Genomic DNA, 18,319 nt, shown 5'->3' with positions numbered 1-18,319 from the left:
CCGTGGCGCCGCGCGTGGTCGTCGTCGAGGCCGACGGCGGATCCCGGGGCAACCCCGGCCCGGCCGGCTACGGCGCGGTGGTCCGCGACGCGGACACCGGTGAGGTGCTGGCCGAGCGGGGCGAGTCGATCGGCGTCGCCACCAACAACGTCGCCGAGTACCGGGGGCTGATCGCCGGGCTGGAGGCCGCCGCCGAGCTGGGTGCCGCCGAGGTCGAGGCCAGGATGGACTCGAAGCTGGTGGTCGAGCAGATGTGCGGCCGCTGGCAGATCAAGCACCCCGGGCTGCGCCCGCTCGCCGCGCAGGCCGCCGGGCTGGTCAACCGCTTCGCCGCCGTGCGGTTCCACTGGATTCCCCGGGAACGCAACCGGCACGCCGACGCCCTCGCCAACGCCGCCATGGACGCTGCCGCCGGCAAGGCGCCGGCCCGGCCCGCCGTCGCGCCGCCGCGCGTCGTGGAGCCGCCGCGCGAGGTCGCCGGTCCCGACTCGCCGGCCCGCGCGAAAGCCCGGGAGGTGGCCGCCCGCGCCGCGTCGGCGACGAGCACCGGCACCGACCCGGCCACCGCGCCCGCCTCCTGGGAGCCGCGGCCGAGCTTCACCGCCACCCGGCTCGTCCTCGTCCGGCACGGCGAGACGGCCTTCACCGAACAGCGCCGCTACTCGGGCCGCGGCGACGTGCCGCTCTCCGAGCGCGGCCGGGCCCAGGTCCGGGCCACGGCCGCCCGGGTGGCCGCGCTGGCCCCGACCGTCGCGGCCGTGGTCAGCTCGCCCCTGTCCCGGTGTACGGCGACTGCCGAGGCGATCGCCGGGGCGCTCGGCGGCGTGCCGGTGCGCCGCGAGGACGACCTGATCGAGTGCGACTTCGGGGCCTGGGAGGGGCGCACCTTCGCCGAGGTCCGCCAGGAGTGGCCGGGCGAGATGGACGCCTGGCTGGCCTCGACCCGGGTGGCCCCGCCGGGCGGCGAGTCGTTCGTCGACGTCGCCGAGCGCTGCCGCCGCGTGGTCGACGGGCTGTGCCGGGCGTACCCGGGGGAGACCGTGGTGGTGGTCTCGCACGTCTCGCCGATCAAGCTGGTGCTGCGCGACGCCCTCGCGGCCGGCGACGGCTTCCTGCACCGGCTCTTCCTGGACGCGGCCGGCATCTCGGTGCTCGACACGTGGCCGGACGGCGGGGTCGCCGTCCGTACGGTCAACGACACCGCGCACCTCGCCGGGATCTGACCCGGGCGGCCGGCCGTCCGGCCGCCCGGGTCGCCGTTCGGCGCACGCCGTCCGCCGTTCGGCGCAGCAACCTCCTCCCGTAGAACGTGACCCGGGTCACAGGGTCGTAGCCTCCGGCCGTCATCTGTGTCGATCTACGACTCGCGGAGGTTTGTCGCAATGGCCGCACCCGAACCGGAGGCGCCGACCGCGGCGCGCTCCAGGGCGAAGGACCACAGCCCCTGGAACTGGTTGCTCTTCATCCCCATCGTGGTGCCCCTGATCCCGGTCTTCTTCAACGCCGACTCGCCCCGGTTCCTCGGCTTCCCGCGCTTCTACTGGCTCCAGCTCGTCTACATCCTGCTCGGCGTGGCCACCACCACGCTGGTGTACCAGATGACGAAGAAGCGGGCCGGCGCGCCGTCGGACGGCCCGGGCGACACGGCTGCGGGTGATCGCTGATGTGGCGCGACCACCTCACCGAGATCATCGTCTTCTCGGCGCTCTTCCTGCTGGTCAGCGGGATGGGATTCGTGGCGGCCCGGTGGCGGGCCCCGAAGGACATGGCCCACCTCGACGAGTGGGGGCTGGGCGGGCGCAACTTCGGCGGCTGGATCACCTGGTTCCTGGTCGGCGGTGACCTGTACACCGCGTACACCTTCGTGGCGGTGCCGGCGCTGATGTTCGGGGCCGGCGCGGCCGGCTTCTTCGCCGTCCCCTACACCATCGTCATCTACCCGCTGGTGTTCCTGGTGCTGTGCCGGCTCTGGTCGGTCTCGCACCGGCACGGCTTCGTCACCCCCGCGGACTTCGTCCGCAAGCGGTTCGACTCGCCGGTGCTGGCGCTGCTGATCGCGATCACCGGCATCGTGGCGACGATGCCGTACATCGCGCTGCAACTGGTCGGCATCGAGGCGGTGCTCAAGACCATGGGGGTGACCGGCGACAGCGCCCTGGCCCGGCACCTGCCGATCATCATCGCGTTCGCGATCCTGGCCGCCTACACCTACCAGTCGGGGCTGCGCGCGCCGGCGCTGATCGCGTTCGTCAAGGACACGCTGATCTACATCGTGATCCTGGTGGCGGTGCTCTACCTGCCGTACAAGCTGGGCGGCTGGGGCGAGATCTTCGACGCCGCCGACGCGAAGTTCGACGCGTCGCCGAACCCCAACGACGGGGTGCTGCTCAACGCCAACAACCAGCTCCAGTACGTCACGCTGGCGTTCGGCTCGGCGCTGGCGCTGTTTCTCTACCCGCACAGCATCACCGGCGTGCTGGCCAGCCGGAACCGCGACGTGATCAAGCGGAACATGTCGGCGCTGCCCGCGTACAGCCTGCTGCTCGGCCTGATCGCGCTGCTCGGCTTCATGGCCATCGCGGCCGGGGTGAAGCCGCTGCCCGGGTCGAAGGAGGGCACCGTGGACAGCAACACGGTGGTGCCGGTCCTGTTCGACCAGCAGTTCCCCGACTGGTTCGCCGGCGTCGCGTACGCGGCCATCGGCATCGGCGCGCTGGTGCCGGCGGCGATCATGTCGATCGCGGCGGCGAACCTGTTCACCCGCAACATCTACAAGGAGTACCTGAAGCGGGACGCCAGCCCCGCGCAGGAGGCGAACGTCTCCAAGATCACCTCGCTGGTGGTGAAGGTCGGCGCGGTGGCGTGCATCGTCTTCCTCGACCCGCAGTTCTCCATCGACCTCCAGCTCATCGGCGGCGTGATCATCCTCCAGACGCTGCCGGCGGTGGCCCTCGGCCTCTACACCCGCTGGTTCCACCGGGGGGCGCTGATCGGCGGCTGGATCGCGGGCATGGGACTGGGCATGTGGATGCTCTACCAGATCCCGAACGCCGCGACCGGCCGCAAGCACTTCGGCGGCTCGGCGTTCCCGCTGGCCGACTTCGGCTTCGACACCCCGAAGACGATCTACGTCGGGATCGTGGCGGTGCTGGTCAACCTCGGGGTCGCGGCGCTGCTCACGGTGGTGCTGCGGGCGGCGAAGGTGCGCGACGGCGGCGACGGCACCACGTCGGACGACTACTTCGCCGACGAGGGCGACCCGCGCGTCGTACCCGGCCCGAACCGGGACGCCGACGCCGCCCCGGAACCGGTCGCCTGAGCGTCTCCCGGACCGCGTCGCCCCCGGCCCCCTGCGGCTGGGGGCGACGCGGCGGGAGTGGACGCCCTTCGTACGCTGACGACCATGACGAGACGCGCGCTGGTGGCCGTCCTCGGCGGCTCCGCCGCGCTGCTGCTGCTGGTGATCGTCGGGTGTGTGGGGGCCGTGATCCGGGTCGTCAGCGACGACCCGGGCGACACCCCCGAGTGCCGGGAGTCCGTGCGCGCCGAGGAGGCGAAGGTGCGCACCAACCGGTGGGACCCGCCCCAGGAGCTGCCGGACCTCGGCGACTACCTGGAGATCCACTGGCAGGTCCATCCCCTCTCGGGCGAGCCGTGCGGCCGCGCGCCGGGTCCGGTGGACTGGGCCTACCAGGGCGTGGTCCGGCTGCGTCCGGCGGACGCGCGGACGCTGGCGCAGCGGTACGACTTCGTGCCGTACGCGCCCGCCGCCAAGGCTCCCCACTCCGGCAGCCCGGCGGACGCCTGGCCCGCTCTCGCGCCGTTCCTGCCGGCCGCGCCCCGCTGGCTGCACAGCCGGGCGTACGACGAGGCGACCCCGTCCACGCGGTGGCGGACCGCCTTCCTGGACGTCGAGCACCGGACGTTCTTCTTCACGCTCAACGACCACTAGGCCGTATTCCAGAGGCGGGCTACGCCGGCTCGACGGGCAGCCAGAGCTCGCGGGTCGCGGTGCTGAGGTCGTCCGTCGGCTCGGGCACCGCGACGATCTCCGGGCCCGGCCGCAGTTGCCACGGGTTGAAGGGAAACCACTCGGCTGCGGCCGCGGCCCAGATCTTCTGCAGGGTCTGCGGCTGCGGCCCCACGGCCCGGATGACCACCCAGCGGCCCGCCGGGACCTCGATGACCTCGAGATCGCCCCGGACCGGCGTGCCCGGGGACACGGCGACCCCGTGCAGGTAGGTCAGCTCGCTGCCTTCGTCGTAGTCCGCGTCGAGGTCATCGAAGACCGCGAGCAGGCCGCCCGGCTCAGTGTCGCCGAGTGCCTTCAAGCGCAGGTGCTCCTCTGCCGGCAGCGCGGCGATGTGCTGCTGGATGTGCGGGTTGATGCCTCGGTGGATCAGTGGAACCCGGACAGCGTGCCCCACGAGCCAAAACGCGGGATGGTCGACGATGCGGGTTTCCATGCGTTCGCTCCCTTCGGCAGTTGGGCGGAACCTCAAGCTGTAGTGCTGTGCGACAGTGCCTCCGTATCGTGACCGGCTCTGTTGCGGCACACCCGACAGAGGCGGAGCGGAAAGTGTCGGGTGATCGGGATCGGTGCCGCCACACGATGGGGGCATGGACGACACGACACTGGTATCCCGGTTCCTTCGCGACGGCTTCGTGAAGTTGGCGGGCGCCGTCGCACCGCGCGTGGCCGCGGACTGCGCGCGGCTGCTGTGGCGGGAGACGGGCTGCGACCCGGACGACCCAGCCACCTGGACGCAGCCCGTGCACTGGGTGCCCGGCATGGCGCAGGGGCCGTTCGCCGCCGCACCCAATTCACCGTTCCTCCATCACGCGTACGACCTGCTCGTCGGCGCGGGACGCTGGGAGCCGCGTTACTCGCTGGGCACGTTCCCGTTGCGCTTCCCGCACAAGGACGAGCCGAACGACGCGGGCTGGCACATCGAGGGCAGCTATCTGCCTGAGGGTGCGAGCTGGTACTTCACGAACGTTCGCTCCCGGGGCCGGGCGCTGCTGATGCTGTTCCTGTTCAGCGAGATCGGTGCGGAGGACGCCCCGACACGGATCCGGGTCGGCTCACACCTCGACGTGCCGAAGGTGCTGGAGAAGTACGGGGAGGACGGGGCGAGCGGGCTGGACCTCGCGCCCGAGCTGGTGGCGGCGTCCGACCACAGGCCACTCGCCCTGGCCACCGGGTCTCCTGGCGATGTATTCCTGTGCCATCCTTTCCTGGTGCACGCGGCGCAACCGCACCACGGGACGCGGCCGCGCTTCATGGCCCAGCCGCCGCTGGTGCCGGCCGCGCCGTTCGAACTGGAACGGGCCGACGGTGCGTACTCGCCCGTGGAGATCGCGATTCGCCGAGGACTCGGGCAGGACACCCCTGTTCCTGATGTACGGGGAAGGCGGGGACAACGGTGAGGGTGCGGGTGAGTGGCCGCAATGCACGATTCCAGCAGTGGGAGGCACTGCTCCGCAATCGAACCAAGCGGCAGCGTCGCGGCGAGTTCCTCGTGCAGGGCGTGCGCCCGATCACCATGGCCATCGAACACGGCTGGCAGGTTCGAGAGCTGCTCTACGACGCCGACGTCCAGCTCTCCGGCTGGGCACGCAAGGCCCTGGACACCGTCCGGGCCGAGAGGTTCGCCGTCTCCCGTGAACTGATGCACATGCTGGGCGGCAAGGCGGACACGGTTCCGGAGCTGCTGGCCGTGGTCGCGCTGCCGCAGGACGACCTGTGCCGCATCCCGGCCGGGCCGACCATGCTCACCGTCGTGTTCGACCGGCCCACCAGCCCTGGCAACATCGGGACGCTCATCCGGTCCGCAGACGCCTTCGGCGCGTCCGGCGTCATCGTCACCGGCCATGCCGCCGATGTGTACGACCCGAAGGCGGTGCGGGCGAGCACCGGCTCGCTGTTCGCGCTGCCCGTGGTCCGGGCGCCCTCACACCAGGCGGTGCTCTCCTGGGTCGCCGACGTGCGCGCCGACGGCGTCGACATCGGCATCGTGGGTGCCGATGAGCACGGCGCACTGGATGCCGCCGAGTACGACTTCACGCAACCCGCGCTGACCCTGATCGGCAACGAGACCACCGGTCTCAGCGTCGGCTGGCGTGAGGCCTGCGACCAGCTCGTCCGGGTCCCGATGTCCGGGGCCGCCAGCTCCCTGAACGCGGCGGTCGCCGCGACCGTCGTGCTCTACGAATCGGCACGCCAGCGCAGCGCTGCCGCCCGCCGGTAGCGCGCTGATCACACTGGTGGGCTGATCACCCTGGGCCGCGTTTCGAAGTGGGTGCGATGGTGGGCATGGCCTACAGCTCGCGGGCCAACCGTGAGTACCTGCGCCGCCGAGGGATCAAGGCGACCATCCCGATCAAGGCCGGTCAGGCGGCCCCCGCTTCACGCTCCACGACCACTAGCCGCTCGGGTGCCCCAGGCCGGCCACGTGTCGCCGAGGCTCAGCGCAGCGCGCGCCAGAGCAGGTAGAGCCCGATCGCCGTGCCGAAGACCACGATCAGCACCTTGAGCACCACCGGCGGCAGCCGGCGCACCAGCCGCGCGCCGGCGTACCCGCCGACCAGCGTCGCCGGCGCGACCACCGCGACGGCCGCCCAGTTCACCGGCCCGAACAGCGCGAACACCACGAGCGTGGTCAACCCGACCAGCGCGGAGAGCAGGTTCTTGATCGCGCTCACCCGGGCCAGCGTCGCGTCCAGCACCAGGGCCAGGCCCGCGACCAGCATCACCCCGAGCGCCGCGCCGAAGTAGCCGCCGTACACCGCGCCGACCGCGACCATGGCCTGCACGGTGACCGTACGGCGGCGCGGCGCCAGGTCGCGCGGATGCCCGACCAGCCGGCGCAGCGGATCCTGGAACGCCAGCACCGCCGTCGCCCCGAGCACCAGGAAGGGCACCACCAGCTCGAACGCCCGGGCCGGGGTGGCCAGCAGCAGCAGGGCGCCGGCGATCGTGCCGACGATCGTGGTGGGCACCAGCGTGGCCAGCATCCGCCGGGGCGGCAGGTCCTGCCGGCTGCCCGCCACGCTCGCCACGTACCCCGGAAAGACCGCGACCGAATTGCTCACGTTGGCCGGCACCGGCGGCAGGCCCACCGCGATCATCGCCGGGAAGGTGATGAGCGAGCCCCCGCCGGCCACCGCGTTGACCGTGCCCGCGGCGAGACCGGCGGCGAGCAGCAGCGCGGCGTCGGAGACATCCATGGTCACCAGAGGCTAGTACCCGGCCTCGGCAGGACGGGTGCCGGTCGGCCCCGGGGTGGCAATGGACGCGGCCGTGGCGTCGTTAGGATGGATGAGCGACGGACGAGTCGACCGGGCGGTCGCGTCGGCGGGCTCCGGCCCGCCGCCGAGGAACGTCCGGACTCCACAGGGCAGGGTGGTTGCTAACGGCAACCCGGGGCGACCCGCGGGACAGTGCCACAGAAAACAGACCGCCGACCCCATCGGGGACGGTAAGGGTGAAACGGTGGGGTAAGAGCCCACCAGCACCCCGGGTGACCGGGGTGGCTCGGTAAACCCCACCCGGAGCAAGGCCAAGCAAGGGCCGTCACCAGAGATGATGACGACCCGGCGCAGACGCTTGAGGGCTGCCCGCCCGATGTCTGCGGGTAGGCCGCTCGAGCCTGCCGGCGACGGCAGGCCTAGATGGATGGCCGCCGCCGACGCGAGCCCCTCGGGGCGCGCGCCGGTCACAGAATCCGGCGTACAGGTCGACTCGTCCGTCGCCCACCAGCTCAGAGCAACGAACAAGGCTCTGAGCTGGTTCTCTGTCTGGTGCCGTTGGTTGGGCTTGGTCATCGTTGGGTGGCGTTTGACGGCCTGGAGACGGCCTGAGCGGGGGATCAGTGGACCGCCCTCGTCCTGGCGCAGGTTGTCCCGTCGTGAAGCTTCCGGGCGGAATGCAGGCACCTCTGTGCGTCGCCGGCAACGGTAGGCGAGGGCCGGGCACGTCCTGGCGGTGGAGCTGGTGCCGCGCCCGGTGACTCGGTGGCAAGCCAGTCCCGGGGGTGGACTGGCGCGGCAGCCGGAAGCCCTGACGACTCGACCAGGCTGACCTGCCGGCTTCCGTCACGGCCCGCTGAAGCTGGTTCCTGAGTGTGGTGGGGCGGCTTGCCGCCGGCCGGGCTTGCCGCCCCGCACCGCGCGGAGCGCGGTGCCTTGATCCAGAAGAGAGTGTTTCGGCAGTAGGAACAGGCAAGAGGCTCGTCGTGTCCCGGCTGATGCTTTACACCTGCGTCCCAGCCGATGCTTGACATGATCGACGTTCCTCGCCGCTATGGCAGCCAGTCCGCCGTCTCGCGGTGGCGTCCGAGGCCGACCGCCTCGAACTCATCGCGGTACCTGTGGCGCTCGACACCAAGGCGCGCCAGCAGCTGAGAGATAGGGCTTCCTTGGGGAGCGAACGGTTCACCCTCGCCCACAAACAGCGGTCCGAACGCCAACTCGCCAGCGACCCAGAGGGCCGCGCGCTGGCTGCCCACGCCCCCGAAGAAGTCCGCCTCGACATAGCCGACCGGTCCCACTGAGGACCAGGACGACAGCTCACGGTCGAAGCCGCCCGGCAGCTTCCAGAATCCGAGTACCCGCTCCGTCGTGCCGTCCGTGACGGCGTCGAACAGTTCGTCGGTCATTGGCAGCAGCGCGAGGTCATGCGCCAGCGGCACGGGCACAGCAGCCGGCCACTGGCTTGCAGCGGCGTGGAGAGCGCCGACGGAGCCGATGAGGGCGTCAAGCGTGTAGCCCAACGGACAGCCTCCTCCTTCTTTCCGTTGGCGAGGAACCCACGCCGCCAACCTAGTGCCTCGTCATGCAGCTTTGAACGGGTAATCCTGGCGGCGGATCTTGGAGTTGATCGCGAACCCGGACGCGTACCTCGGTGGTGGTGGTCTTGACCAATCCGAGGTCGGCAAGTTCCTGGACGGCGTCGAGGTGTGCACGCTGCCGGCCGCTCGTGATCCTGTGGCAGTCGCCGGTGTGCTTGGTGATGTACTTCGTGACGTACCTGATGGTGCGTTCTGCGTCCTCGGTGCCGGGCATGACGCCGCGCGCCGACCCGGGCCACCGGGATGCACGCGCTGCGTCACTTCTACGCCTCGGCGTTGCTCGACGCGGGGGGAGAGCATCAACGCGGATGTCGCTTTCCGCGCGTGAACCAAGGGCACGTATCAGTGCCGGGGCGGCCGGCGCGATCGATCGCGAAATTCGCTGTCCGGTCGTCGGAGCACAGTGGTAGAAAGCCGGGTGCATAAAGTTCTCACGTTCCCTGATCATCTGCGGCTGATCAACGAACGGTCGACCGCCTTCCGCGCCGCGGTCGCCGCGGCGCCCCGCCTCGACATGCAGGTTCCGACCCATCCCGAGCGGACGTTGTTCGATCTTGTGCAACACGTGGGCATGGCTCGCCGCAAATCGGCCGCCATCGTCGCCGCAGGGCCGGCAGACGCGCCCCCGGAGAAGTCGGCTTGGGACGACGGCATGGGTGCGCCTCGGGAGCGCGAGGCACTGCTGGCCTGGTGGACCGAGTCCATCGAGCACCTGACGAGCGCGCTGCGTGAGGCCGGCCCGGATCGCAGTTGTTGGACGTGGTGGGATGACTCGCCGTCACCGCAAACCTCAGGTGCCTGGGCGCGGCGACAGGTCCCCGAGATCGCGGTGTACACCTACGACGCCCAGCTCACCCTGGGTGCCCCGCAGCCGCTACCAGACGAGGTCGCCCTCGACGGTTTCGACGACTGCCAGTTCACGGTCTGCGCAACCACGGTTGCCTGGCCACACGACCCCGCCATCGTCGATTACCACGCCACCGAGGGCCACTCCTGGCGCCTTCGGCTCTCCCGCGACGGGGCACAGGTCGCCCGCTTCACGCCCGCTGCCGGCGAGGATCCCAAAAAGGCCCACGTCTCCGCCCGGGGCACGGCAAGCGACCTGGTCCTGTTCTTCTACGGCCGCATACCGCTGGAGTCGCTGGAGTTCGAAGGCGACCGCCGTATCTTCGATCAACTCGCCGCCTGGGACCCGTCCGTGTGACAACCGACGACATGCGATCTTCGCACCTGCGACGCCTGACGGCCTGGCGACGGCCTACAGTGGCTGTTGCCAGGCTCCGCCCCAGGTCAACGCGGGTGCGATGATCGCAATCCGGCGTACAAATCGACTCGTCCGTCGCCCACCAGCTCCCAGCCCTGATCAAGGCTCTGAGCTGGTTCTATGTCTGGATGTCGATGGTCGTTCTTGGTCAACTTTGGCCGGCGTTTGACGCCCTGCGGACGCCCTGACGCCTGGAGACGCCCTGAGTGCTGGGTCAGTTGGTCTTGCCTCGGTACGGCGCGCTCTGCCGTCGTGAGGGCCTTTTCCGGTCCGGCGCTTGGGGACCTGGCTCGATGGCCGGCTGCTGTGGGGGAGGCCCCGCAACGTCCTGGCGGCGGAGCTGGTGCCGCGACCCGGTGACCCGGTGGCAAGCCAGTCCCGGGGTTGGACTGGCGCGGCAGCCGGAAGCCCTGACGATACGAGCGTGCAGTGCCGGTCACGGATCAGCTCGGTCAGACGGGTCAGGCTGCGCGTGGACAGTGAGACGCCGGCAAGATAGGTCAGCAACGAGGCTTCCGTACTGGCCGGTTGTTCTTGGTCGACTGCTGTCCTACCGGAGCCTCGTTCCATCTGGAGCAGCGACACACCGTCGCGTGTCCTGATCAGGCGCCCTTCATCACGATGAGTTGTTCGCCCTTATTCTGAGGCATGCTCGAAGCCGGTAGCCGCACCCGTAGCCAGCCACCCCCACCGGCCATCGTCTTCGAGGCGCTCACCGAGCCTGACCGCGACCCGGCGCGCCCCTGGCTGCGGCTGCTCGACGACGAGCAAACTCCGCAGATCCTGCACGCGGAGCATCCGCGCCTGGTCATGTGGTCGTCACTATGGCCCAGGCGCCCCGATGCTCAGGTGCGTTTCGACCTGGTGCCCGACGGTGCACAAGGCACGCAGTTGCGCTGGACGCTGTTGGTCGCCGAGCCCTTGCCCGACCCGTCACTGCTGGGACACCTACGCAAGCGGCTCAACGAACTGATCAACGCGAACCTGCGCTCCACTTTCGGCCAGTAGGCAGGCCACGATTGGTGGGCACCAGCCAACGATCGGCGCACCACGATAAAACTGCTCCCTCGTCTCTGCGCATAGGACGCGGGTCAGGTACGCGCGTGAGATGCGGTCATTCTGGACAGAACCACGAGCAGCGCTAAGAATGGCACCGGTGCAATGGCACGCGGCAGATAGCCGCGACCTGGTTGAGGCGTTCGCTGGCGCCACGGCGATGTTGATGGACGTCCTCGCCTCCGGGAGATGCTTGACGCTCGCGTCCCACCTGATGCCCGACATGTTCCTCAAGGCGCTCGCGGAGGCCTTCGCGGCGGGCGACGCAAGGATCGCGCGGCGAGGGACAATGCGTCGATGGAGGATCACCGACGCTGCCGTGTCTCCGTCAGCGACGACGAGTTGGAGCTTGCCGGTCCGCCGGCTGCGCTCCGCGCCCTCAGCCGGCTGCTTCGCCAACATGCCGAGCCCATTGAGGTGGCGGTCACCGACGGGGTCGTCAGTCAGAAGGCGACCGCAGGCCCGCTGCTTGTCGGTCTGCAAGGCGGAACCACGCTGCACTTCTCCGGCGGGCGTGAGTATCTCGACATCATCTGGGACATGCTGGACGGGGTGGCTGAGCAGGCCGAGACTGCCGATGATCGGACAGTCCGTCGGCATCAGCACATTGAGTACCTCCCTGGCGACGACTACCGGTCGCCGGACCTGGTCCCATTGGTCATCGTGGCTGACTGGCCAGAATCGTAGGTGCACGATCGCCGGGCGGTGGCAGTCCGTCAACTGATCTGCCACACCCTCGGCGCGCTGGTTGCAGCAGATCCGGATGTCTGACCGAGGTGCAGGCTCTCAGCGGGCGGCTGGTCTCGGAGCATGTGGTCACGTCTGGGGATGGCCCGTGATGCCGTCCAGGACGGTGATCAGGTTGTGGTGGAAGGTCTCCTCGGCGTTGAGGTGGGCGCCGTCGATGACGAGCCGGGCGATGGTGGGGTAGCGGCCTGTTTCGAGCATGCGTGTCAGGTAGGGCCCGAGGGCGGCCTGCCAGGCGGACACGTCGGTGCCGGTGGAACGGGCGGTGCGTCGCTCGGTGACCTCGCTGCGGAGCGCCCCGATGATGAACGCGTTGAGGGCGCCCATGGCCCGCTGGAGGTCGTCGATGCCGCGTACGCCGGGGGCCTGGCTGAGCGCCGCCGCGGTCGATTCGCCCACGGCGAGCGCATGAGGTCCCAGGTGCGGCCTTGCGCCGAGCAGGTCGGCGAACCACTCATGCTCAAGAGCGGCGTCGCGGGTCCGGTGGACGACGGCCAGTAGCGTGGCGCGCCACTCGGAGTGCTGACCGGCCTCGGCGATCTGGGCATACACGGCGTCGACCATCAGGTCGAGCAGTTCGGATCTGTTGGACACGTAGTCGTAGAGCCGCATCGGACCGACGCCGAGCTCTTTGGCGATCTTGCGAACCGACAGGCCGTCGAGGCCGTGTGCGTCGGCGAGCCCGATAGCCGTGGCGGCGATCTTCGCGCGGCTCAGCGGCACCGGCGCCGCTCGCGGCTGAGGCTCGGGCCGTTCCCAGACGGGCAACGGCGCGCTACCGTACGGCGTATCCATAAGATACAGCGTACGGTAACGGAGGTGATGATGCGGATCGCGATTGCCGGCGGTGGCCTCGGCGGCCTGACACTGGCGCGAATCCTGCACCGGCACGGCATCGACGCGGTGGTGTACGAACGCGAGGCGAGCCGATCCGCGCGATCGCAGGGCGGATCGCTCGACCTGCACCCGGAGTCCGGGCAGCGGGCCCTGGCCCAGGCGGGCCTCGCCGGCCGGTTCCGGTCCGAGGCACGGCCGGAGGGCGAGGAACATCGCATCCTCGACCCGGCCGGACGCACCCTCGTGCACCACACGCCGCAACCCGGCTCATTCTCCGGACGCCCCGAGATCGACCGCGCCGCACTGCGGGATCTTCTGCTCGATTCGCTCCCCGGCGACACGGTGGCCTGGCAGCACCGGCTCGTCGCGGCGACGCCGCGACCCGACGGAGGCTTCGGGCTGACGTTCGACGGTGGTCACCGCGCCGACTGCGACGTCCTCATCGGCGCGGACGGCGCGCGCTCGGTCGTCCGGCCGCTGCTCACCGACGCGAAACTGTCCTACGTGGCCACCCTGGTCGAGCTGAGCATCAGCGACGCCGACCGGCGCCACCCGGATCTCGCCGAGCTGGTCGGCCCCGGGAACCTGTGGTGCATCGGCGTGAACCAGATCCTTGCCGCGCAACGCCTCGGCGACGGCGGCATCCGAGTCGGCATCTCCCTCCGCGCGGACGATCGGCACCTGGACACCTACCGCAGCAAGCGCGCTCTGCTGGACATGTTCGACGGCTGGGACTCGAATCTCACCGCACTCGTCGAAGCCGGCGACAGCGCGCCGACGCCTCGAAGGATCGAGGCGCTGCCCATCGGTACACGCTGGGCACACCAGTCGGGCGTCACCCTCATCGGTGACGCCGCGCACCTCATGCCACCGGTCGGCGAGGGTGCCAATCAGGCCATGCTCGACGCCGCCGAACTCGCCGGCGAACTCGCCGCCAACCCCGCCGACCCGGACTCGGCGATCCAGGCGTACGAGGAGGCAATGTTCACCAGAATCCACCCGATCGCCGAAATGTCCGCACGGGTCCAGGCAATGATGCTGTCCCCCACCGCGGCCGACGACATCATCCGCTTCTTCACACCACGGCCCACCGAGCCGGCACCCGCGGATTGACAACGCGCAACGCAGTCGGCCGCGCGCCGCGATGCGCGAGCGGTCCCAGGCCCTGGTGCCCGATGCCATGGGGGTGCTGAAAGACCATCAGGCCTTCTTCCGGAGGGGCCGGTGCGGGGTGTGGCCCGGTGCGGCAGACCGTCGCCCACCAGCTCAGAGCCGCACATCTTCCACGATGTTCGGCCGCCGAACCCCGATTGGTCGGGCGCAATAGGATCCGGCGATGACTGATGAGCCGTTGGAGCCCGGCCCGCTGCCCGCCGGTCGGGAGCCGATGCGGCGGCCGTCCAGCATCGTCATCAGCATCGTGCTGCTCGCGCTCTGGTGGGCGTACACCATCGTCGTGGCCGTCGCGTTGCTCGGCGCGGTCGGCGGTGCGGGAAACTGGCTCGCGCTGGCCTGTTGCACGGCGGCTGCCGCAGCCGTGCTCCGGGGGCTCTGGCACGGCGGCCCGACGGCGTGGCGGGTGGTGCACGGGTTCGCCGCGCCGGTCGCCGTCGCGTTCCTGGTGGGGGCCGGCATCATGCTGCTCTTCGGGCCGCGCCTCGGGTCGTTGATCACGCCTCCGGTCGACGCAGCCTTCGTCGCGGCGACGGCGGGCGGGCTGCTGGCGGTGCTGGCGCTGTTGGTCAGCGGGCTCCTGGTCCGTACCGCGCCGGCCCGCGCCTGGTGCGGCCGCCGCTGACTCCTCACCCGCGCAGTGCCTCCTCACGGCGGTCGGTTCGCCCCGCGGCGACGCCACCTGAGCGGCCGGTGCGGCCGTGCCGGCATCGGTCGGACGCCGGCTGGCCGGCCGGTGCGAAGCATGCGCAACTCGGTGCAGCGGGCCGGGGCGCCGGTGGGAGCGTTAGTGCCCCCGTACGACGGGTAGTCGGCGAGCGCTCCTGACAAGTGGCGGGGAGGTCGTATGACGGCGACCAGTGCCTTCTTCGAGCAGTTGGCGGATGTCGGTCACGATCCACGGTTGTGCAAGGTCCGTGGCACCGTCCGGTTCGACATCCGGGAGGGGGACCGGGTGGAGCGGTGGCTGCTGGACATCGACCATGGAAGCCTGAAGGTGACGCAGAGCGACGCCCCGGCGGAAACGGTCATCACGGTCACCGCCGACGTCGCGGAGGCGATGTCGCGGGGTGAGATGAACGGCCTGGCCGGGATCACCCGGGGCGAGATCATGGTCGACGGGAACCTCGCGTTGGCGATGCGGGTCGGGCGGCTGTTCCCGGTGCCCCCCGCCTCACGGCAGCAGGCCGTCTCCGGTCGCGGGGAGTGACCCGGTGAAGGACATCCCGGGCACCGTGTCGTGCATCGACGGCAGCACCTTCATCGTCTCGGATTCCAGCGGTGACGTGGAGTCGTCACCCGCGACCCCGGTCGGCCTGTTCGCCGCCGACTCGCGTTTCCTGTCCCGATGGGTGCTCACCGTCAACGGCGAGCGGCTGACCGCGCTGTCGGTGGACGACAGCCAGTACTACGAGGCGGCGTTCTTCGTGGTGCCGGGCGGGCAGACCGACTACGTGGAGGCCGACGTGTCGGCGATCCGGCGGCGGCGGATCGGACCGGACCTGACCGAGTCGCTGACGCTGTTCAACTACGGCGAGAAGGAGATGGACCTCGACGTACGACTGGAGGTGGCGGCCGACTTCGCCGACATCTTCGACATCAAGTTTGACGTCCGCCAGAAGGCCGGCAGCCACTACCTCCACGTCGGTCCGGACGAGTTGCGGCTGGGCTACCGGCGCGGCACGTTCCAGCGTGAGGTGTCCGTCTCGGCCAGTGAGCCCGCCGACTTCGACGAGGGCGGTCTCCGCTTCACGCTCCGGCTGCCGCCCGGCACCCGCTGGTCGACGGAGCTGCGGGTGGTCATGCGGGCGCTGCGTCCGGACGGTGTCGACCTCCGTGCCTCGGTGCGGGCGCTGCGCCCGGACGCCGCCACCCTGCCGACGAGCGTGCGGGAGTGGCTCGCGGAGGCCCCGAAGCTGGACACCGACAGCAGCGCACTGCAACAGGTGTACCACCGCAGCCTGGTGGACCTGGCGGCGCTGCGCTTCGCCCCGCTCTCGCTCGGCGGCGCGGCCGTGCCGGCGGCGGGACTGCCCTGGTTCATGACCCTGTTCGGCCGGGACAGCCTGCTGACCTGTTTGCAGACCCTGCCCTTCACCCCGTCGCTGACCCCGCCGACGCTGCGGATCCTCGCCTCGTTGCAGGGCGCCCGGACCGACAACGTGCTGGAAGAGGACCCCGGTCGGATCCTGCACGAGCTGCGCTACGGCGAGTCGGCCGCGTTCGAGGAGCAGCCGCACTCGCCGTACTACGGCACCGTGGACGCCTCGCCGCTGTTCGTGGTGCTGCTCGACGAGTACGAACGGTGGAGCGGCGACGCGGCGCTGGTGATGGAGCTGGAACAGGAGGCCCGGGCGGCCCTGGCGTGGATCGACCAGTACGCCGACCTGACGTCCACCGGCTACCTCTGGTACGAGCGACGCAACCGGGTCACCGGGCTGGAGAACCAGTGCTGGAAGGACTCCTGGGACAGCATCTCCTACGCCGACGGCAGGCTGCCGGGCTTTCCCAGGGCCACCTGTGAGGCCCAGGGCTACGCCTACGACGCCAAGATCCGGGCGGCGCGGCTGGCCCGTACGTTCTGGAACGACCCGGCCTACGCGGACCGGCTGGAAAGCGAGGCGGCGGCGCTGTACGAGCGCTTCAACCGGGACTTCTGGCTCGACGACCGGGGTTACTACGCTCTCGCCCTCGACCGCGACGGCACTCCCGTCGACAGCCTCTCCTCCAACATCGGGCACCTGCTGTGGAGCGGGATCGTGCCGCCGGAGCGTGCCGGGCGGGTCGCCGAGCACCTGATGGGGCCGGCGCTCTACTCCGGCTGGGGAGTGCGGACCCTCGCCGAGGGGCAGGGCCGCTACAACCCGCTCGGATACCACCGCGGCACCGTCTGGCCCTTCGACAACTCGTTCATCGCCTGGGGTCTGCGCCGCTACGGATTCGCCGACGAGGCGGGACGCATCGCCGAGGGCGTCATCGACGCCGCCACCTACTTCCAGGGCCGGCTTCCCGAAGCCTTCGGCGGATTCGACCGCCACACCACGCGGTACCCGGTCCGGTACCCCACCGCCGGCAGCCCGCAGGCGTGGTCCAGCGGAGCGTCCCTGCTGCTCATCCGGATCATGCTCGGTATCGAACCGCACGAGGACCACCTCGCCGTGAACCCGGCGCTGCCGCCCGGCCTCGACCGGCTCGCACTGCTGGACATCCCGGGCCGCTGGGGCAGGGCGGACGCGTTCGCCCGGCACCGCTTCGACCAGCCACGAACCAACGGCGGCGGGGCCGATCCGGGTCTTTCCTGAGCCATAATGCCCATGCCGCGACCGGGGCGACCGATCCGGGCACAGCATGTCGGGTGCGCCAACATCCCGCGCGCCTAGCGTTGCTGTTCGGAACGGGAAGGAGAACCGGGTGCTGGAGCGGCTCAACCAGGCCATGGAGCACATCGAGCGGCACCTCGACCAACAGATCGAGGTGGCCGAGCTGGCGCGGATCGCGGTGACGTCGGAGTACCACTTCCGTCGGATCTTCTCCGCGCTGGCGGGCGTCGGCCTGTCCGAGTACATCCGGCGGCGGCGGCTCACGGTCGCGGGCGCGGAGGTGCTCGCGGGGGAGCGGACGCTGCTCGACGTCGCGGTCCGCTACGGCTACGGCTCCACCGAGGCGTTCGCCCGGGCGTTCCACGCCGTGCACGGCGTGGGCCCCGGCGAGGCCCGGCGTACGGGGGCGGCGTTGCACTCCCAGCCCCGGATGTCCTTCCGACTCGTCGTCGAAGGGAGCAGCAGCATGCGATACCGGATCGTGCACAAGGACGGGTTCCAGCTGGTGGGCCGCAAGGCCCGGGTGCCGCTGGTGCACGAGGGGATGAATCCGTCGATCGTCGCCTTCGTCAAGGGCATCCCGCCGGAGACGGTACGCCGGATCGAGGCCCTGTCCGACCAGGAGCCGCAGGGCGTCGTCAACGTCAGCGCCGACGTGGCCGACAGCCGCGCGGAGGGCACCGAGCTGGACTACTGGTACGGCGTGGTGACGGGCGCGGACGCGCCGGAGGACCTGGACGCGCTGCCCGTGCCGGCGGGCGCCTGGGCGGTCTTCGAGACCTCCGGGGAGTTTCCGCAGGCGGTGCAGTACCTGTGGCGGGACGTGTTCACCCAGTGGTTCCCGTCCAACCCGTACCGCAGCCGGCCGGGACCGGAGATCTCCCGGACCCGGCTGTCGGCGGACGGCACGCAGGCGGACGCCGAACTCTGGATCCCGGTAGAGCCCGTCACCGGCTGACACCTCGGGGGCCCAGCCCGGGACCCGCCGGGCCCCCCCCCCCAAGGAGAGGGTCGATAAAATGCCGCAGTGCGCCACCCCCACCCCGGCGCGCGGGGGCTCGCCGCGCAGC

At 70.6% G+C, this 18,319-nt stretch carries 18 protein-coding genes and 1 other RNA gene; 15 read left to right on the top strand and 4 right to left on the bottom strand.

Features of this window, described 5'->3' with window-relative positions; translation table 11 throughout:
- Positions 1-2 precede the first annotated feature (2 nt).
- The 4 genes from ACLQ20_RS16280 to ACLQ20_RS16265 all read left to right on the top strand — a co-directional run bounded on the left by ACLQ20_RS16280 (position 3) and on the right by ACLQ20_RS16265 (position 3,952).
- Positions 3-1,223, top strand: coding sequence for a bifunctional RNase H/acid phosphatase (locus ACLQ20_RS16280; protein ID WP_425856225.1), 1,221 nt, complete (start codon positions 3-5; stop codon positions 1,221-1,223).
- Positions 1,224-1,382: 159 nt separating this feature from the next.
- Complete coding sequence (locus ACLQ20_RS16275) at positions 1,383-1,664, top strand: DUF3311 domain-containing protein (protein WP_151456234.1); 282 nt, start codon at positions 1,383-1,385, stop codon at positions 1,662-1,664.
- The gene (mctP, locus tag ACLQ20_RS16270; protein ID WP_425856222.1) at positions 1,664-3,319 is read left to right on the top strand and encodes a monocarboxylate uptake permease MctP; all 1,656 of its coding nucleotides are present in this window, start codon (positions 1,664-1,666) and stop codon (positions 3,317-3,319) included. The genes ACLQ20_RS16275 and mctP overlap by 1 nt, the downstream gene beginning before the upstream one ends.
- Before the next feature lie 84 nt (positions 3,320-3,403).
- Positions 3,404-3,952: a hypothetical protein gene (locus tag ACLQ20_RS16265; protein WP_425856219.1), complete on the top strand. Its 549-nt coding sequence runs from the start codon at positions 3,404-3,406 to the stop codon at positions 3,950-3,952.
- Positions 3,953-3,971: 19 nt separating this feature from the next.
- On the opposite strand, the gene ACLQ20_RS16260 is transcribed toward ACLQ20_RS16265, so the two are convergent.
- Positions 3,972-4,466 carry a GyrI-like domain-containing protein gene (locus tag ACLQ20_RS16260; RefSeq protein WP_225852378.1) on the bottom strand — a complete coding sequence of 165 codons (495 nt, stop codon included), beginning with the start codon at positions 4,464-4,466 and terminating at the stop codon, positions 3,972-3,974.
- A gap of 154 nt (positions 4,467-4,620) precedes the next feature.
- On the opposite strand from ACLQ20_RS16260, the gene ACLQ20_RS16255 reads away from it, so the two are divergent.
- Both ACLQ20_RS16255 and ACLQ20_RS16250 read left to right on the top strand, forming a co-directional pair.
- The gene (locus ACLQ20_RS16255; protein WP_151456231.1) at positions 4,621-5,430 is read left to right on the top strand and encodes a phytanoyl-CoA dioxygenase family protein; all 810 of its coding nucleotides are present in this window, start codon (positions 4,621-4,623) and stop codon (positions 5,428-5,430) included.
- A 2-nt stretch (positions 5,431-5,432) separates the two neighbouring features.
- Positions 5,433-6,251 (top strand): TrmH family RNA methyltransferase, encoded by an 819-nt coding sequence (locus tag ACLQ20_RS16250; protein WP_425692494.1) that lies wholly within the window; start codon positions 5,433-5,435, stop codon positions 6,249-6,251.
- A gap of 217 nt (positions 6,252-6,468) precedes the next feature.
- On the opposite strand, the gene ACLQ20_RS16245 is transcribed toward ACLQ20_RS16250, so the two are convergent.
- Positions 6,469-7,230, bottom strand: a complete 762-nt coding sequence (locus ACLQ20_RS16245) for a sulfite exporter TauE/SafE family protein (protein WP_327029218.1) — start codon at positions 7,228-7,230, stop codon at positions 6,469-6,471.
- A 103-nt stretch (positions 7,231-7,333) separates the two neighbouring features.
- Between ACLQ20_RS16245 and rnpB the strand changes: the two genes are divergently transcribed.
- An RNA gene (rnpB, locus tag ACLQ20_RS16240) (RNase P RNA component class A) lies at positions 7,334-7,751 on the top strand.
- Between the two features lie 552 nt (positions 7,752-8,303).
- Here the strand turns inward: rnpB and ACLQ20_RS16235 are convergent.
- Positions 8,304-8,774: a hypothetical protein gene (locus ACLQ20_RS16235; protein WP_425856215.1), complete on the bottom strand. Its 471-nt coding sequence runs from the start codon at positions 8,772-8,774 to the stop codon at positions 8,304-8,306.
- 496 nt (positions 8,775-9,270) lie between these two features.
- Here ACLQ20_RS16235 and ACLQ20_RS16230 point away from each other — a divergent pair, with 496 nt between their 5' ends.
- The 3 genes from ACLQ20_RS16230 (at position 9,271) to ACLQ20_RS16220 (ending at position 11,859) form a co-directional block, all read left to right on the top strand.
- Positions 9,271-10,056 carry a maleylpyruvate isomerase N-terminal domain-containing protein gene (locus tag ACLQ20_RS16230; protein WP_327029213.1) on the top strand — a complete coding sequence of 262 codons (786 nt, stop codon included), beginning with the start codon at positions 9,271-9,273 and terminating at the stop codon, positions 10,054-10,056.
- A 708-nt stretch (positions 10,057-10,764) separates the two neighbouring features.
- Positions 10,765-11,124: a hypothetical protein gene (locus ACLQ20_RS16225; RefSeq protein WP_327029212.1), complete on the top strand. Its 360-nt coding sequence runs from the start codon at positions 10,765-10,767 to the stop codon at positions 11,122-11,124.
- A gap of 345 nt (positions 11,125-11,469) precedes the next feature.
- The gene (locus tag ACLQ20_RS16220; RefSeq protein ID WP_327029211.1) at positions 11,470-11,859 is read left to right on the top strand and encodes an Imm32 family immunity protein; all 390 of its coding nucleotides are present in this window, start codon (positions 11,470-11,472) and stop codon (positions 11,857-11,859) included.
- Between the two features lie 129 nt (positions 11,860-11,988).
- Here ACLQ20_RS16220 and ACLQ20_RS16215 read toward each other — a convergent pair whose 3' ends face one another.
- Positions 11,989-12,642: a TetR/AcrR family transcriptional regulator gene (locus ACLQ20_RS16215; RefSeq protein ID WP_425856212.1), complete on the bottom strand. Its 654-nt coding sequence runs from the start codon at positions 12,640-12,642 to the stop codon at positions 11,989-11,991.
- On the opposite strand from ACLQ20_RS16215, the gene ACLQ20_RS16210 reads away from it, so the two are divergent.
- From ACLQ20_RS16210 to ACLQ20_RS16190, 5 genes are all read left to right on the top strand, one after another.
- Positions 12,586-13,869, top strand: a complete 1,284-nt coding sequence (locus tag ACLQ20_RS16210) for an FAD-dependent oxidoreductase (protein ID WP_425856210.1) — start codon at positions 12,586-12,588, stop codon at positions 13,867-13,869. The two genes, ACLQ20_RS16215 and ACLQ20_RS16210, sit on opposite strands and share 57 nt — an antisense overlap.
- Positions 13,870-14,092: 223 nt before the next feature.
- On the top strand, positions 14,093-14,554 hold the full coding sequence (locus ACLQ20_RS16205) for a hypothetical protein (protein WP_425856208.1): 462 nt from the start codon (positions 14,093-14,095) through the stop codon (positions 14,552-14,554).
- Positions 14,555-14,776: 222 nt separating this feature from the next.
- On the top strand, positions 14,777-15,139 hold the full coding sequence (locus tag ACLQ20_RS16200) for an SCP2 sterol-binding domain-containing protein (RefSeq protein ID WP_151454039.1): 363 nt from the start codon (positions 14,777-14,779) through the stop codon (positions 15,137-15,139).
- A gap of 13 nt (positions 15,140-15,152) precedes the next feature.
- Positions 15,153-17,231 (top strand): glycogen debranching N-terminal domain-containing protein, encoded by a 2,079-nt coding sequence (locus ACLQ20_RS16195; protein ID WP_425856436.1) that lies wholly within the window; start codon positions 15,153-15,155, stop codon positions 17,229-17,231.
- A 109-nt stretch (positions 17,232-17,340) separates the two neighbouring features.
- On the top strand, positions 17,341-18,207 hold the full coding sequence (locus tag ACLQ20_RS16190) for an AraC family transcriptional regulator (RefSeq protein WP_151454038.1): 867 nt from the start codon (positions 17,341-17,343) through the stop codon (positions 18,205-18,207).
- Positions 18,208-18,319: the final 112 nt, after the last annotated feature.

The sequence above is a fragment of the Micromonospora sp. DT46 genome, assembly GCF_049841735.1.
GTDB classification, from domain to species: domain Bacteria; phylum Actinomycetota; class Actinomycetes; order Mycobacteriales; family Micromonosporaceae; genus Micromonospora; species Micromonospora reichwaldensis.
Note: the sequence above shows the minus strand (reverse complement) of the source record. Positions and strands in the feature narration are given on the sequence as shown.

What these genes read in the sequence shown, in the direction of transcription:
- ACLQ20_RS16275 (WP_151456234.1), top strand. Translation starts at nt 1,383, where the DNA reads ATGGCCGCACCCGAACCGGAGGCGCCGACCGCGGCGCGCTCCAGGGCG.
- ACLQ20_RS16220 (WP_327029211.1), top strand. Translation starts at nt 11,470, where the DNA reads ATGGAGGATCACCGACGCTGCCGTGTCTCCGTCAGCGACGACGAGTTG.
- ACLQ20_RS16205 (WP_425856208.1), top strand. Translation starts at nt 14,093, where the DNA reads ATGACTGATGAGCCGTTGGAGCCCGGCCCGCTGCCCGCCGGTCGGGAG.
- ACLQ20_RS16260 (WP_225852378.1), bottom strand. Translation starts at nt 4,466, where the DNA reads ATGGAAACCCGCATCGTCGACCATCCCGCGTTTTGGCTCGTGGGGCAC.
- mctP (WP_425856222.1), top strand. Translation starts at nt 1,664, where the DNA reads ATGTGGCGCGACCACCTCACCGAGATCATCGTCTTCTCGGCGCTCTTC.
- ACLQ20_RS16265 (WP_425856219.1), top strand. Translation starts at nt 3,404, where the DNA reads ATGACGAGACGCGCGCTGGTGGCCGTCCTCGGCGGCTCCGCCGCGCTG.
- ACLQ20_RS16225 (WP_327029212.1), top strand. Translation starts at nt 10,765, where the DNA reads ATGCTCGAAGCCGGTAGCCGCACCCGTAGCCAGCCACCCCCACCGGCC.
- ACLQ20_RS16255 (WP_151456231.1), top strand. Translation starts at nt 4,621, where the DNA reads ATGGACGACACGACACTGGTATCCCGGTTCCTTCGCGACGGCTTCGTG.
- ACLQ20_RS16245 (WP_327029218.1), bottom strand. Translation starts at nt 7,230, where the DNA reads ATGGATGTCTCCGACGCCGCGCTGCTGCTCGCCGCCGGTCTCGCCGCG.
- ACLQ20_RS16200 (WP_151454039.1), top strand. Translation starts at nt 14,777, where the DNA reads ATGACGGCGACCAGTGCCTTCTTCGAGCAGTTGGCGGATGTCGGTCAC.